Source organism: Streptomyces sp. NPDC127097, assembly GCF_042724075.1.
In the GTDB taxonomy this organism is placed as follows: domain Bacteria; phylum Actinomycetota; class Actinomycetes; order Streptomycetales; family Streptomycetaceae; genus Streptomyces.
The window spans coordinates 19,299-33,939 of record NZ_JBHXFI010000051.1 but is presented as its reverse complement, the minus strand read 5'-3'; the positions used below and the strand labels follow the sequence as shown (position 1 = coordinate 33,939).

General features: G+C 73.2%; 12 protein-coding genes. 7 read left to right on the top strand and 5 right to left on the bottom strand.

The features are described from left to right. Positions 1 to 4: 4 nt before the first annotated feature. From ACFWJW_RS29615 to ACFWJW_RS29600, 4 genes are all read right to left on the bottom strand, one after another. On the bottom strand, positions 5 to 1,015 hold the full coding sequence (locus tag ACFWJW_RS29615) for an ABC transporter substrate-binding protein (RefSeq protein ID WP_387247154.1): 1,011 nt from the start codon (positions 1,013 to 1,015) through the stop codon (positions 5 to 7). Positions 1,016 to 1,079: 64 nt separating this feature from the next. Continuing rightward, positions 1,080 to 1,892, bottom strand: a complete 813-nt coding sequence (locus ACFWJW_RS29610; RefSeq protein ID WP_387247152.1) for an ABC transporter ATP-binding protein — start codon at positions 1,890 to 1,892, stop codon at positions 1,080 to 1,082. Beyond that, positions 1,889 to 2,959 (bottom strand): FecCD family ABC transporter permease, encoded by a 1,071-nt coding sequence (locus ACFWJW_RS29605; RefSeq protein ID WP_387247150.1) that lies wholly within the window; start codon positions 2,957 to 2,959, stop codon positions 1,889 to 1,891. Before ACFWJW_RS29605 ends, ACFWJW_RS29610 begins: the two co-directional genes overlap by 4 nt. Next, the gene (locus ACFWJW_RS29600; RefSeq protein WP_387247148.1) at positions 2,956 to 3,966 is read right to left on the bottom strand and encodes a FecCD family ABC transporter permease; all 1,011 of its coding nucleotides are present in this window, start codon (positions 3,964 to 3,966) and stop codon (positions 2,956 to 2,958) included. Before ACFWJW_RS29600 ends, ACFWJW_RS29605 begins: the two co-directional genes overlap by 4 nt. A 327-nt stretch (positions 3,967 to 4,293) precedes the next feature. Between ACFWJW_RS29600 and ACFWJW_RS29595 the strand changes: the two genes are divergently transcribed. From ACFWJW_RS29595 to ACFWJW_RS29570, 6 genes are all read left to right on the top strand, one after another. Continuing rightward, a complete protein-coding gene (locus ACFWJW_RS29595) occupies positions 4,294 to 5,442 on the top strand; it encodes an FAD-dependent oxidoreductase (protein ID WP_387247146.1) in 1,149 nt (382 codons plus the stop codon). Between the two features lie 171 nt (positions 5,443 to 5,613). Beyond that, complete coding sequence (locus ACFWJW_RS29590) at positions 5,614 to 6,378, top strand: VOC family protein (protein WP_387247144.1); 765 nt, start codon at positions 5,614 to 5,616, stop codon at positions 6,376 to 6,378. 177 nt (positions 6,379 to 6,555) lie between these two features. After that, a complete protein-coding gene (locus ACFWJW_RS29585) occupies positions 6,556 to 6,975 on the top strand; it encodes an SH3 domain-containing protein (protein WP_387247142.1) in 420 nt (139 codons plus the stop codon). A gap of 216 nt (positions 6,976 to 7,191) precedes the next feature. Continuing rightward, a complete protein-coding gene (locus ACFWJW_RS29580) occupies positions 7,192 to 8,406 on the top strand; it encodes an acyl-CoA dehydrogenase family protein (protein ID WP_387247140.1) in 1,215 nt (404 codons plus the stop codon). A 19-nt stretch (positions 8,407 to 8,425) separates the two neighbouring features. Beyond that, on the top strand, positions 8,426 to 9,343 hold the full coding sequence (locus ACFWJW_RS29575) for an oxygenase MpaB family protein (RefSeq protein WP_387247138.1): 918 nt from the start codon (positions 8,426 to 8,428) through the stop codon (positions 9,341 to 9,343). Between the two features lie 34 nt (positions 9,344 to 9,377). Further along, the gene (locus ACFWJW_RS29570) at positions 9,378 to 11,543 is read left to right on the top strand and encodes a tetratricopeptide repeat protein (protein WP_387247196.1); all 2,166 of its coding nucleotides are present in this window, start codon (positions 9,378 to 9,380) and stop codon (positions 11,541 to 11,543) included. Here the strand turns inward: ACFWJW_RS29570 and ACFWJW_RS29565 are convergent. Beyond that, on the bottom strand, positions 11,530 to 12,837 hold the full coding sequence (locus ACFWJW_RS29565) for a glycoside hydrolase family 27 protein (RefSeq protein ID WP_387247136.1): 1,308 nt from the start codon (positions 12,835 to 12,837) through the stop codon (positions 11,530 to 11,532). The genes ACFWJW_RS29570 and ACFWJW_RS29565 overlap by 14 nt on opposite strands. 180 nt (positions 12,838 to 13,017) lie before the next feature. Between ACFWJW_RS29565 and ACFWJW_RS29560 the strand changes: the two genes are divergently transcribed. After that, on the top strand, positions 13,018 to 14,592 hold the full coding sequence (locus ACFWJW_RS29560) for a phytoene desaturase family protein (RefSeq protein ID WP_387247134.1): 1,575 nt from the start codon (positions 13,018 to 13,020) through the stop codon (positions 14,590 to 14,592). Positions 14,593 to 14,641 lie beyond the last annotated feature (49 nt).

Genomic DNA, 14,641 nt, shown 5'->3' with positions numbered 1-14,641 from the left:
CGGATCAGCCCTTCGGCAGCGGCACGCCGGCGGCCTTCGCCACGTCGGCGAGCATGTGCTCGGCGGCCTGGATGCCGATGCCGGACATCCAGGTCTCGTCCGGCACGTTGAAGACCTTGTCGTCCTTGACGGCCTTCAGGTCCTTCCAGACCGGGTTGGACGTGACGTCCTTCTGCTGGGTCTTGTCCGGGTCGTCCGCGACGGTCACGAACACCAGGTCGGCGTCGGCCTTGTCGATCTGCTCCGGGCTGACGTCGAGCATCGTCTTGATGGGGTCGGTGGAGCTCTGCGACTTCGGCCGGGCCAGGCCGATGTCGTTGAGGACCACGCCGCTGTAGGAGGACTTCTGGTAGAGGCGGGTCGGGCCGGCGACGAAGCGGACCACGGAGGCCGACGGCATCTTGCCGTGGTTCTTCTTCTTGATGGCCTCGCCCAGCGCCTTGGCCCGGCTCTCGTACTCCTTCAGCTTCTCGTCGGCCTCCTTCTCCAGGCCCAGGGCCTTGGCGTGGACCTTCAGATTGGCCTTCCAGGGGCCGCCGGTGGTCTCGGTGAAGACGGTCGGCGCGATGGCCTTGAGCTTGTCGTAGATCTTCTCGTGCCGGACCTTGGAGGACAGGATCAGATCGGGCTTCAGCATCGCGATCTTCTCGAGGTTCGGCTCCAGCAGCGGGCCGACGTCCTTGACGCCGCCGATCTCGTCCTTGAGGTACTTGGGGAAGCCGCCCTCGGTCTTCATGTGCGGGGAGACCGCGCCGACCGGCTTGACGCCGAGCGTGGTGACGTCGTCCAGCTCACCGGTGTCCAGGACGACCACGCGCTTGGGCTTGGCCGGGATCTTCACGTCGCCGCCCTGGACGCTCTTGACGGTGCGCGGGAAGCCGGCGCCGCCCTTCGCCGCGTCGTCGCCGTCCTCGGCCGCGCCGCCGCCGCACGCGGTCAGGGTCGCGGCGCCCACGGTGGCGGCGAGCAGGGCGGCCGGCAGCCGGCGGCCGGTAACAGCAGAGCTCAGGAACATGAGGGTTCGACTTCCTTCAGGGGGAGCGGAAAGGGAAGTGCTCGTGGGGGAGAGCGGGTTCGGGTCAGGCGGAGACGGCGGTGTGCCGTTTCGCGCTGCCCTTCGGGACGACCAGCGGGGTGCCGGTCTCGGGGTCGGGGATCACCCGGCAGTCCACGTCGAACACGGACTTGACCAGCTCCGCGTCGAGCACGTCCGCCGGGGCGCCGGCCGCCGCCAGCTGCCCGTCCTTGAGGACCACGAGATGATCCGCGTAGCGGGCGGCCTGTCCGAGGTCGTGCAGCACCATCACCACGGTGCGGCCCGCCTCGGAGTGCAGCGCGGCGACCAGGTCGAGGACATCGAGCTGGTGCCGCAGGTCCAGGAAGGTGGTGGGCTCGTCGAGCAGCAGCAGATCGGTGTCCTGGGCCAGTGCGAGCGCGATCCAGGCGCGCTGCCGCTGACCGCCGGACAGCTGGTCGACGGGCTGGTGGCGCAGCTCCTCGGTGCCGGTGCGCCGCAGCGCCTCCTCCACCGCGTTCTGGTCCGCCGTCGACCAGGGGCTCAGCAGCCGCTGGTGCGGGTAGCGGCCGAGCCGGACCAGCGCCTCGACGGTGATCGCGTCCGGGGTGACCGGCTGCTGCGGCAGCAGCCCCATCCGCAGGGCCAGCGCACGGGCCGGCATCCGGTGGATGTCGGCGCCGTCCAGCGCGACGGTGCCGGCGGCCGGCGCCAGCAGCCGGGTCAGCCCGCGCAACAGGGTCGACTTCCCACAGGCGTTGGGGCCGACGACGGCGGTGACGGCGCCGCCGGGCAGCACCAGGTCGAGGCCGCCGACGATCAGCCGGTCGCCGTAGCGCAGGTCAAGTCCGTGGGTGGAGAGCTGGTTGGCGGTCATCGGACACTCCTGTTCACGGAACTGCTCTGACGGATCATCAGAACCAGCAGCCAGGGCGCGCCCAGAGTGGCGGTGACCACTCCGACCGGCAGACCGCTGACGGGCAGCAGATACTGCGCCACCAGATCGGAGGCGAGCAGCAGTACGGCCCCGGCGAGGGCGGACAGCGCCAGCGTCCCGGCGGTCGGCGGCCCGGCGAGGAACCGCACCATGTGCGGCACGGCCAGCGCCACGAAGGCGACCGGTCCGCTCAGCGCGGCGGCCAGCGAGGCCAGCACGATGGCGATGACCAGGATCTGAAGCCGGGCGGTGTGGGTGTTCAGCCCGAGCGTGCCGGCCGAGTCGTCGCCCAGGTCCAGGACGGCCAGCCGGCGGTGCAGGAGGAAGGCGAGGACGAGTCCCACGGCCACCGCCCCGCCCGCGGACCACACCTCGGTCCAGGTCCGCCCGTACACCGAGCCCGTGGTCCATTGGAGGGCCGAACCGGCCAGCTCGGTGGGGAAGCTGACGACCATGAAGCTCACCGCCGCGGACAGGCCGGCCTGTACGGCGAGCCCGACCAGCACCAGGCGCGTCACGCTGGTACCGGAGCGCCAGCCGAACACGCCCAGCAGCACCGCGGCCAGCAGCCCGCCGCCGAGCGCGGCCAGCGGCATCATCGCCTGCGAGGCCCCGGCGGCCAGCATCGCCACCGCGCCGAACGAGGCCCCGCCGGTCACCCCCATCACATCGGGGGAGGCGAGCGGATTGCGGAACAGCCGCTGGAGCAGCGCACCTCCGACGGCCAGGCCCGCCCCCGCGACGATCGCCGCGACCATCCGCGGGGCCCGGAATTCCTGCACGATCAGCACCGTGCCGGCGTCTGCGGCACCGAACAGCCCCTTGACCGCCTCGACGGGCGGCAGCGGCATCTCCCCGTTGGCCACGGACACCGTCACCAGCGCGCAGAGCACCAGCAGAGCGGCGACCGCGAGCAGCGGGGTCCGGCCGCGTCCGGGCCGGTGTCCGGTGGCCGGGGCCGGTGACGGGGAGCCGAGCGGCTTGGCGCTCCGTACGACGTCGTTCATCGGGCCACCTTCCGGGCCAGCAGCGCCAGCAGCGGCGCGCCGAGGAACGCGCTGATGATGCCGACCTGAAGCTCGGACGGCCGGATGACGAGCCGTCCGAGGATGTCGGCGGTGAGCAGCAGCAGCGGGCCGGCGATCAGACAGCCGGGCACCAGCACCCGGTGGTCGGAGGTGCGCAGCACCTGGCGGACCAGATGCGGTGCGGCCAGCCCGATGAAGGCCAGCGGACCGGCCACCGCCACCGCGGACGCGGCGAGCAGCACGACGGCCAGGCCGCCGACGGTGCGGATCCGCGACACCGGCACGCCCAGCGCCTGCGCCGAATCGTCGCCCAGCGCCAGGGCGTTGAGGGCAGGGGTCAGGGCGAGCGCGATGACCAGGCCGATCACCAGGGTCGGCAGCACCGGGTAGAGCACCTCCAGCGGGCGCTCGGCCAGCGAACCGGCCAGCCAGAACCGGGCCTCGTCCAGCGACCGCTTGCTGGCCAGCATGACCGTCGACGTCCAGGACAGCAGGACGAGTTGCAGCACGGTGCCGCCCAGCGCGAGGCGTACCGGGTCAAGGTCACCGGCGCGCCGGGCCAGCGCCTGGGCGAACAGCGCGGCGGCCGCGGCGCCCGCGAACGCGAACCAGAGGTACTGCACGGGGCGGGTCAGATGGAGTGCGTAGATCGCGGTGACCACCGCGAAGCCCGCGCCCGCGTTGATGCCGAGCGTCGTCGGGGAGGCGAGCGGGTTGCGGGTGATGCCCTGGACGACCGCTCCGGCGACCCCGAGCGCGGCGCCGACCGCGAGCGCCACCACGGTCCGCGGTACCCGAAGCCCCGTCACCACCAGGGCGTCCGGCCCGTGGGCGGCGCCGGTCAGCGCGTCCCATACGGTGGACAGCGGTACGGAGCGGGCGCCGAGGGCGAGACTCAGGGCGGCACAGACCGCCAGCGCGCCGAGCCCGGCCACGAACAGCGGGACGCGCCGCAGGGCGTTCGCGGCGGGACGCGCATCGGGCACGGGGGGTGCGGTGGCAGGAGGTTTGGTCGTCGACACGCGTCGTTACATTAGGTTAGGCATACCTAATATTGCAAGCACGCGTTCGGTAAATGATCAACTATCCCTTTTGTCGGGCACCCGGCCTCCCGCTGCGCCACTCAGGGCTCCGACCTGGGGTGTTCTACCCCTCCCTCGCTCAGTCCACTCCGCCGGCCCTCCTGGATGAGGGCGCGTCAAGAGCCCGGGGGACCTCCGGGTTGCACCCCGGAAGCGCCTCCATTGCAGGTGCGGAGGCACCGTGTTTCTCTGGTGGGGGGATCTTGTGGTTCCGCCCGGCCGAGGAGCGCCATGCACCCCACCACTCCGCGCATCGCGGTCATCGGTGCCGGACCCGGCGGTCTGACCTGCGCCCGGGTGCTCCAGCGGAGCGGCGTACCGGTCACCGTCTTCGCCCATGAGGCGCCGGCCGCCGCCGATCCGCAAGGCGGGGCCCTGGAGCTGCGGATGACGACCGGTCGGGCCGCGCTGCGGGCGGCCGGTCTCTACGAGGAGTTCACCGCCGTCGCCCGCCCCGCCGGACGGGAGACGCGGCTGCTCGACCACACCGCGACCGTAATCCTCCAGGACGCCCCCGCCCCCGGCGGGCCCGACCGCGCCGAGGTCGACCGGGCCGCACTGCGCCGTCTGCTGCTGGCTTCCCTCCCCGCCGGGACCGTGCACTGGGGCAGCTATCTGCGCACCCTGCACCCGCTCGGCGACGGCCGCCACCGGGCCGAGTTCGACGACGGCCACACCGAGACCTTCGACCTGGTCATCGGCGCCGACGGAGCCTGGTCCCGGGTGCGGCCGATGCTCTCCGACGACACTCCCCACTACTCCGGTGTCACCTTCGTCGAGACCGGGATCGAGGACGCCGACGGCCGCCACCCGGACCTCGCCCGGCTCGTCGGCGACGGCGGCCTGCTGGCGCTGTCCGCCGGCAAGGGACTGCTCGCCCGGCGGCACGGCCGGGGCCACCTCCTGGTGTACGCCGGATTCCGCGGCTCCCAGGACTGGGCGTCGGCGGCCGGGGTGCGGATGGCGGACACCGAGGCCGTGCGCGCCGTACTGCTCGACGGGTTCGCCGGGTGGGACGACCGGCTGCTGGCGCTGCTGCGGGAGGGCGACGGCGGGTTCGTCAACCGGCCGCTGTTCGCACTGCCGGTGCCGCACGCCTGGACCCATACCCCCGGCCTGACCCTGCTCGGCGACGCCGCGCATCTGATGACGCCGTTCGCGGGCGGGGGCGCCGGCCTCGCCATGCTCGACGGCTGTGAACTCGCCCGCGCGCTGGCCGGGGACGGCGACCCGGACGCGGCGGTACGCGCCTACGAATCCGCCATGCTGCCCCGCGCCGCGCAGGCCGCCGGCCACGCCGCCCGCGCCCTGGCCCAGGCATTCGCCCCCGACGCCCCGGACAGCGCGCTGCGCTTTCTGCGCGCCGACCGCGCCCCGTGACGGCAGCCGGACCGCCGCCGCGCCCCCGGCCGCCGGCCGCGGCCGCCCTCCGGTTGCGGCCCCGCCGTGCCCATCGGACGATCGGCAGCGTACGGAGACCGGATCCGCGGCGAACGGGCACGAGTGCGGCACTGCCCGGCCATCGCCCGGCGCGGAGGGACGGAACACACCGTGAAGATGACTGAGCCCACGCCCGGCGCGCCCTGCTGGGTGGAGCTGGGCACCTCGGACGTGGCTGCCGCCAAGGTGTACTACCGCGAGGTCTTCGGCTGGTGCGCCGAGACCGATCCGCGCCAGGAGGCGGGCGGCTACACCACGCTGTATCTGGGGGAGGACCCCGTCGCCGCACTGACCCCGCTCTACGCCCCCGGCCAGCCGACCGCCTGGACGGTGTCGTTCGCGGTCCGGGACGCCGATGCGCTGTCCGCGGCGGTCACCGAGGCGGGCGGCCGGCTGCTGACCGGGCCGATGGACGTCTTCGACCTGGGCCGCTTCGCCGTACTGGCCGACCCGGAGGGCGCCGTCTTCTCGGTGTGGCAGGCCCGTTCGTTCGCCGGCGCCGCGGTGTTCAACGCGCCGGGCTCCCTCGGCTGGGCCGAGCTGGCCACCCGGGACGCCGAGGCCGCCAAGGGGTTCTACACGACGGTCTTCGGCTGGACCGTGGGCACCCACGAGGACTATCCGCAGTGGGGCGTCGACGGCGCCGACTTCGGGGGCCTGAGCGCGCTGGACGAGTTCTACCCCGAGGACATCAGGGCCCACTGGCTCCCGTACTTCGCGGTGGCCGACGTCGACGCGACGGCCGCCCGCGCCGCCGAGTCCGGCGGGATGCTGCTGGTGCCCCCGACGGAGGTCCCGCACGGGCCGAAGGTCGCGGTGATCCGGGATCCGCAGGGCGCCTCGTTCGGCATTCACCACGTCGGCACCGAGGGCTGACGCCCGGTCGTCCCCGGTGCGTTGCGCCGGGCGGCGACGGCCCGTGAGCCGGGCGCACCTGCCCTGTCACACGATCGGCGGCCTGTTCGTCGTTGCACCACATTCCCCAGGTGGTTTGCGCGTAATGTCCACCTCCCACCAGTGGGTGGCATCGCGCGTCAAGAACAGGAGACCCCTATGTCCACGACCGACATCCTCGTGGCCCGAGGCAAACGGCTCGCCGCCGGCACGGGCGCACTGGCCACCGCCGTCGCCCTCGGCGCGACGCTGCTCGCCGCGGCCCCGGCGCAGGCGACGCCCGGCCCCCCGAAGCCCTACGGCGTGGTCACCGCCAAGGCCGGCCTGAGTGAGCGTCAGTACCCCAGCACGGACTCGTCGGTACGGGGCTACCTCCGCCACCGCACGCACGTCGGCCTGGTGTGCAAGGTGCGCACCCAGAACGTGGGCGGCAACTCCGTCTGGTACCTGACCCGCGAGGAGCGGTCCACCTGGGTCTCGGCGAAGTACGTGACCAACAGCGGCCGCGTCAAGTACTGCAAGGACGTCCACCGCACCCGGGTGCAGCCGAAGCACACGGCGAAGCACGTCGTGGGCTGATGGAGCCCCGGGGAGGCCCGGTCCGGTGCCGCAGCGGCACCGGACCGGGCCTTCGTGTGCGTACGCCGGCGGCGCCACGGCCCGCCGCCCGCCCGCTCCGCGCCCTTCCCTATTACTGGAACAAGTTCTACTGTGCCCCCGATCCGGCAGCCGACGGCCCGTCAGCTTCGCGGGCCCCTCGGACCGGACGACCGGACCGGACGAACTGGAGGGGCCGTGCACCTCGAATACACCCCCGAGCAGCAACAGTTGCGCGCCGAACTGCGTACGTACTTCGCCGCGCTGGTGCCGGACAACACCTGCGGCCGGGACCCCGGGGGCACCAGAGGTGATCTCGCCGACCCCGCCGCCCAGAAGCGCTTCTACCGCGAGACGGTGCGCCGGCTGGGCGCCGACGGCTGGCTAGGCGTCGGCTGGCCCGAGGAGTTCGGCGGCCGCGGCCTGTCCCCGATGGAACAGTTCATCTTCTTCGACGAGGCCGCCCAGGCGGGGGTGCCGCTGCCGCTGATGGCGCTGAACACCGTCGGCCCCACGATCATGCAGTTCGGCACCGACGAGCAGAAGTCCTCCTTCCTGCCCCGGATCCTCTCCGGCGAGATCGACTTCGCGATCGGCTACAGCGAACCGGACGCCGGCACCGACCTGGCCGCCCTCAAGACCCGCGCCGTACGGGAGGGCGACGAGAAGACCGGCCACTACGTCGTCAACGGGCAGAAGATCTGGACGACCAACGGGGACACCGCGGAGTGGGTGTGGCTCGCGGTGCGCACCGATCCGTCCGCCCCGCCCCACAAGGGCATCACCATGCTCCTCGTCCCCACCAGTGACCCCGGTTACTCCTGCACCCTGATCAACACCCTCGCCTCGCACGACACCACCGCCAGCTACTACGAGAACATCACCGTCCCGGCCTCCCGCCGCGTCGGCGAGGAGAACAAGGGCTGGCGGATCATCACCAACCAGCTCAACCACGAACGGGTCACCCTCGCCGCCCACGGCACCATGGCCATCCGCGCCCTGCACAACGTCCAGCGCTGGGCCGCCGACACCAAGCTCACCGACGGCCGCCGGGTCATCGACCTGGGCTGGGTGCGCGGCCGGCTGGCCCGTACCCACACCAGACTGGACGCCATGAAGCTGCTGAACTGGCAGATGGTCGACGCCCTCCAGCACGGAACCCTCACCCCGCAGGACGCCTCCGCGGTCAAGGTCTACGGCTCCGAGGCCCGACGGGACGCCTACGCCTGGCTGATGGAGGTCGTCGCCGCCGCGGGCCCGCTCAAGGAGGGCTCGGCCGGCGCCGTACTGCACGGCGAACTCGAACGCGGCTACCGCTCCGCCGTCATCTTCACCTTCGGCGGCGGCAACAATGAGATCCAGCGCGAAATCATCTCGTGGATCGGCCTGGGAATGCCGCGGGTACGGCGCTGAACCGGCAGCAGGAGGTGTGGTGCACACAAACGACCCGGGGCTCTTCGGGCCCCGTTCCGTGACCTGGCAGCTGCATGCGGATCCGATGATGTGGATCGCGGGCATCCGGGCGCTGTACCTCCAGGCGCTGCACCCCCGGGCGGTGCGCGGGGTGTTCCAGAACTCCGCCGCGTTCCGGATGAGCGGGCAGGGGAGACGGGACGCCTGGGGGCGGCTGATGCGGACCGCGGACTTCGTCGGCACCCTCACCTACGGCACCACCGGGGCCGCCGAGCAGGCCGGCGCCGCGGTCCGCGGGATCCACCGCCGGCTGTCCGCCACCGATCCGGACACCGGCGAGCGCTACGGCGTCGACGAACCGGAGCTGCTGCTGTGGGTGCACTGCGCCGAGGTGGACTCCTACCTGCACGTCCTGCGCCGCTCCGGCTACCCCGTCGGCGACGCTCAGGCCGACGCCTACCTCCACGAGCAGCGCGAGAGCGCCCGGCTCGTCGGCCTCGACCCGGCCGGGGTGCCCGGCAGCCGGGCCGCGCTCGCCGCCTACTTCGCCCGCGTACGGCCCGAGTTGGCGCTGACCCCCGAGGCCCGCGAGGTGGAAGCCTTCCTGCGCCGGCCACCGGCCCCGGCCGTGCTCGTCCCGGCCCGCGCGCTGCTCTGGCGGCAGGTGGCACGGCTCGCCTACGGCGCACTCCCGGCGTACGCACACCAGCTCTACGGGCGTCCCGTGCGCCCGGCCGCCGTCAGCCGCCGGCTGCGCGCCACCGGCCGCCTCCTTCGCGCCATTCCGCCCACGGTCCGCTGGCAGCTCCCGCCCCGGCACATCCTGCGCGCCGTCGCGCGACTCGGCCCCGACGCCCGCCCAGCGCCCTACAAGCTCCGCCGATCCGCCGCCATACTGGACGGGCAGGAGGGCGCGCAGGGGGAGCTGCGCGGCTGACCGGGGGAAACGGGGACGGGGGCGGCGATTCATGGTGGCGGAGAACAGACTGATTCAACGGCGGTACCGGCTGCTCGACACCATCGGGCGCGGCGGGATGGGGGAGGTGTGGCGGGCCCGCGACGAGTCGCTCGGCCGGCAGGTCGCGGTCAAATGCCTCAAGCCGCTGGGGCCGCGGCACGAACCCTCGTTCCTCCAGGTCCTGCACGAACGTTTCCGCCGTGAGGCCCGGGTCGCGGCCGCGCTCCAGCACCGCGGAGTCACCGTCGTCCATGACTTCGGCGAGGACGACGGCACCCTCTTCATCGTGATGGAGCTGCTCAGCGGCCGTAACCTCAGCCAGCTGCTGGACGACAACCGCCGCCAGCCGCTGCCCGTGCCGGACGTCATCGAGATCGCCGAACAGGTCACCGCCGCGCTGGCCTACACCCATGAACAGGCCATCGTGCACCGCGATCTGAAACCGGCGAACATCGTCCGGACCGCCGACGGCACGGTCAAGATCTGCGACTTCGGGATCGCCCGGCTCGGCCATGACATCGGCTTCACCGCCCGCCTCACCGGCACCGGTATCGCCATGGGCAGCCCGCACTACATGTCGCCCGAACAGATCGGTGCGCACGGCGTCGACCACCGCAGTGATCTCTACTCGCTGGGCTGTGTGCTCTACGAGATCGCCACCGGTGTGCCGCCGTTCGACCTGGGGGACGCCTGGGCGGTGCTGGTCGGGCACCGCGATCTGGCGCCGAAGCCGCCCCGTATGCTCCGCCGCGACCTGCCCGAGGCATACGAGCGCATCATGCTCGAACTCCTCGCCAAGGACCCCGACGACCGGCCCCGGGACGCCGACGAGCTGGGCAAACGCCTCGCCGACGCCCGTCATCCGCACCCCGGCCGGGCCACCGTGGCCGCCGGTTTCGAGGACGTGACGGTCCCCGCCCGGCCGCTGCCCTCCTGGACCCTGGGGATCACGCTCGGCTCCCCGGCGGACGCCACCCGGCGGCCGCAGCGGTATCCCGTCGATGGCACCGCCACGGTCCTCACCGGCACCTGGACCGGCGGCACCGACCCGCAGGACGGCGGTGCGCCCCCGGCCGCCGGTATCGCCAGCCCGGCACCGCCGGACGACCGCCGCGCCGCCCTCGCCGAGCTCGCCGGACGGCACACCGCCGCGCTGAACCTCGGCCGGCTGGGCCGCTGGGAGGAGGCCGGTGAGGCGCACCGCGCGCTCGCCGCGGCCCGCGAGCGGCTGCTCGGCGCCGACCACCCCGACACCCTCACCAGCCGCCTGGAAGCCGGCCATGCGCTGGGCCGTCTCGGCCGGCACTTCGAGGCGCACCAGATCTACGCCGAGGTGCTGGCGGGCCGCGAACGCGCGCTGGGCCCGGACCATCCCGACGCGCTCAGCTGCCGGCACCACGTCGCCCGCAACCTCGGCCGGCTGGGGCGGCTGGAGGACTGCCGGGCCATGGCCCAGGAGGTGGCCGCGGCCCGCGCCCGGGTGCTCGGCGCCCAGCACCCCGACACCCTTGCCACGTACGCCGAACTCGCCCATGTCCTCGGCAAGTTGGGCCAATACGCCGACGCGCTGCACACCTACCAGGAGGTCGCGGCCGCCCGCACCGCCACGCTCGGACCCGACCACGACGACACCCTCGCCGCCCGTTACGAGGTGGGCATCGGCCTCGGCCGGCTCGGCCGCAGCGCGGAGGCCCTGGCGCTCTATCGCGAGCTGGTCGTGGACCGTACCCGCGCCCAGGGCGCCGACGACCCGGAGACACTGCGCGCCCGGCACGGTCTTGGCGTCAGCCTCGGCCGGCAGAACCGCTGGCAGGAGGCGCTGGTGGAGGCCCGTGAGGTGGCCGCGGCCCGCGCGCGGGTGCTCGGTCCCGAGCACCCCGACACCTTGGTCAGCCGCCGGGAGACCGCGGTGGCGCTCGGCTGGCTCGGCCGCTGGAGCGAGGCGCTGGACGTCTACCGCCAGGTCGCCGACGCCCGCGAACGGGTCCTGGGAGCCGCCCATCTCGACGCGCTGGCCAGCCAGGGCGACCTGGCGCAGTGTCTGGAGCAGCTGGGCCGCCGGGACGAGGCGGCCGCGCTCCAGCGCCGGGTCGCGGCGCTGCACCAGGAGCGCGCCGTACGCCCCGGCCGGAGGCGGGACGGCACCTGGTCCGCCGGTCCCCGGGTCAGTTCGGGGTGACCCGGTAGAGCACGGTGCCGTGCGGCGGCACCTCGCGTGCCACGAGGTCGTTCCCGCTGTGCGTACGGCGGCCGGTGACCAGGTCGTGCAGCCGGTAGGAGCCGGACTCCGGCAGCCCGGCCGCGCGGGCCGTGACGGACAGCGTGCGCGGGGTGCTGCCGGAGTTGAACAGGGCGATCGCCCGGTCGCCGTTCTTCAGCGGCTTGGACAGCACCGCGGAGTCGTCGCCCTGTGCGACCACGCGCCCCTGGACGCCGAGCGCGTCCTGGTCGACGGCGATGACCCGCTCGTTCCCGAGCACCTTCCGCGCCGCCGCGGGCAGACCGGCCAGATCCGTACTGGAGATCAGCGGTGCGGCCATCATCGCCCACAGCGACATCTGGCTCTGCATCTCCTGGCGGGTCAGGCCCGACGCCCCGGCCAGCAGAAAGTCCGGATCGTTCCAGCGTCCGGGCCGCTGGAAGGCCGCCAGACGGGAGTTGTAGCGGAAGTTGCCGACGATGGAGGCCCACTTCGCGGCCGGGGTGCTCTTCTGCAGGGCGATGTCCCGGCCGCCCCGCCACAGATTGCCGACCTCGGACGACCAGCGGATGACCCGGTGCCAGACGCTGTCCCCGTCGAACTGGAAATAGGCCGGTGCCGACACGGAGAACGTCATCGGGCGGCCGGTTTCGCGGAGCGCGCGGCTCAGCTGCCCGTACAGATCCCGGAAGGTCGCCTCCTTGCTCTGCCCCGGCGTGACCGGCACATTGCAGCCGTCCGCCTTGACGTAGTCCACCTTCCAGCGGGCGAACTGCTCCGCGTCCTGCGGGAAGTGCCCCCGGCTGCCCGGGAACTTCTCGCAGGTCAGCGTGCCGACATCGGTATAGATCCCGAACTTCAGCCCCATCTCGTGCAGCTGCTTCCCGAGGTGGGCCATACCGTTCGGGAACTTCGCCGGGTCCGCCACCAGCCGGCCCCTGGCGTCGCGCTGTCTGCTCATCCAGCAGTCGTCGAGGGTGACGGTGCGGTAGCCCTTCCGGGCCAGTCCCGTACGGACCAGCGCCCGCGCGTTGTCAAGGACGACCTTCTCGTCGAGGTCGCACATGTAGTACGACCAGTTGTTCCAGCCCATCGGGGGGCGCGGGGCCAGATTCGGGTACGTCCCCGAGGAGCGCGGGGCGCCGGCGGCGCGGGCCGGGCCGGGGTCGGCGGAGGCCGGCGCGGGGGCCGCCAGCAGCCCGGCCGAGCAGGCGGCGACGGCGGTCAGTCCCGCTAAGGAACGGCCGATGCGGGGTACCGGCGGACGGGACACGGGTCACCTCACGGATGGGCGGTACGGCCCGCGGAGCGGACGGCGGGAGCGGTGCCGGGGCGGAGCACGGCCGGGACGCTAGGAGCAGCCCCCCGCCCGGTCAAGAAGCCGCACCGGCCCGGGTGCAGGTTTCAGCCGCCTGCACCTGGCGACCGCGATCACCGCGTGCTACCAAGGGGCATGCCGGAACGGACTTCGTATGACGCGGTCATCGTCGGTGGCGGGCACAACGGACTGGTGGCCGCCGCCTATCTCGCACGCGCCGGGCGCAGCGTGCTGGTGCTGGAGCGGCTGGACCACACGGGTGGTGCGGCCGTGTCGACCCGGGCGTTCGCCGGGACCGACGCCCGGCTGTCCCGCTACTCCTACCTCGTCAGCCTGCTGCCGGCGAAGATCGTGCAGGACCTCGGGCTGCGGTTCGCGGTCCGTAAGCGCACCGTCTCCTCCTACACCCCCACCGTGCGCGACGGCCGCCCCACCGGGCTCCTGGTCGGCGGCGGGGACGCCCGGACCCGTACCGCGTTCGCCGAACTCACCGGCTCCCACCGCGAGTTCACCGCCTGGCAGGAGTTCTACGGCCGCACCCGGCGACTGGCCGAACGGGTCTTCCCCACCCTGACCGAACCGCTTCCCTCCCGCGCCGCGCTGCGCGCCCGTATCGACGACGACGCCCTCTGGCATGCGCTGTTCGAACGCCCCCTGGGCGAGCTGGTCGAGGAGACCTTCACCGATGACCTGGTCCGCGGGGTGGTGCTCACCGATGCGCTGATCGGCACCTTCGCCACCGCCCACGACCCGTCGCTGCGCCAGAACCGCTGCTTCCTCTACCACGTCATCGGCGGCGGCACCGGCGACTGGGACGTGCCCATCGGCGGGATGGGTGCCCTCACCGACGCGCTGGCCGACGCCGCCCGCGGGGCCGGGGCGGAGATCGTCACCGATTGCGAGGTGACCGGTATCGCGACGGACGGCCGGACCGCGGAGGTGACCTGCGAGCAGGGCACCGTCGGCGCCCGCCGGGTCCTCGTCAACGCCGCCCCACGGGAGCTGGCCCGCCTCCTGGGCGAGGCGCCGCCGCCACCCGCCGAGGGCGCCCAGCTCAAGGTCAATATGCTGCTCACCCGGCTGCCCCGGCTACGGGACACCCGCGTGGACCCGCGCGAGGCATTCTCCGGCACCTTCCATATCGCCGAGGGGTACCGCCAGCTGGAGGACGCCTACCAGCAGGCCGCGTCCGGCGGTCTGCCCGCCGTCCCGCCCTCCGAGATCTACTGCCACTCCCTCACCGACCCCTCCATCCTCGGCGCCGACCTGGTCCGCCAGGGCTACCAGACGCTCACCCTGTTCGGTCTGCACGCCCCCGCGCGCCTGTTCACCGCCGATACCGCCGACCACGCTGCCACCCGCGACCGCCTCCTGGCGGCCACCCTCGCCGAACTCGACACCCACCTCGCCGAGCCCCTCGCCGGCTGTCTGGCCCACGACGCCGACGGCCGCCCCTGCATCGAGGCCAGATCCCCCCTCGACCTGGACCGCGAACTGGGCCTGCCCGGCGGCAACATCTTCCACCGCGACCTGGCCTTCCCGTACGCGGAGCCGGCGGACGCCCCCGCCGGGGACACCGCCGCGGCCCGCTGGGGCGTGGCGACCAGCCGCCCCACCGTCCTCCTGTGCGGCGCGGGCGCGCCACGCGGCGGGGGAGTGAGCGGCATCCCGGGTCACAACGCGGCGATGGCGGTGCTGGAGGAGGGGTGATACGCGGCCAGGAGAAAGGCGAGTCGCCCCGCATCACAAGTTTCTGACG

Coding starts and splice junctions, on each gene's coding strand:
- ACFWJW_RS29605 (WP_387247150.1), bottom strand. CDS start 2,959: ATGAACGACGTCGTACGGAGCGCCAAGCCGCTCGGCTCCCCGTCACCG.
- ACFWJW_RS29615 (WP_387247154.1), bottom strand. CDS start 1,015: ATGTTCCTGAGCTCTGCTGTTACCGGCCGCCGGCTGCCGGCCGCCCTG.
- ACFWJW_RS29610 (WP_387247152.1), bottom strand. CDS start 1,892: ATGACCGCCAACCAGCTCTCCACCCACGGACTTGACCTGCGCTACGGC.
- ACFWJW_RS29585 (WP_387247142.1), top strand. CDS start 6,556: ATGTCCACGACCGACATCCTCGTGGCCCGAGGCAAACGGCTCGCCGCC.
- ACFWJW_RS29560 (WP_387247134.1), top strand. CDS start 13,018: ATGCCGGAACGGACTTCGTATGACGCGGTCATCGTCGGTGGCGGGCAC.
- ACFWJW_RS29595 (WP_387247146.1), top strand. CDS start 4,294: ATGCACCCCACCACTCCGCGCATCGCGGTCATCGGTGCCGGACCCGGC.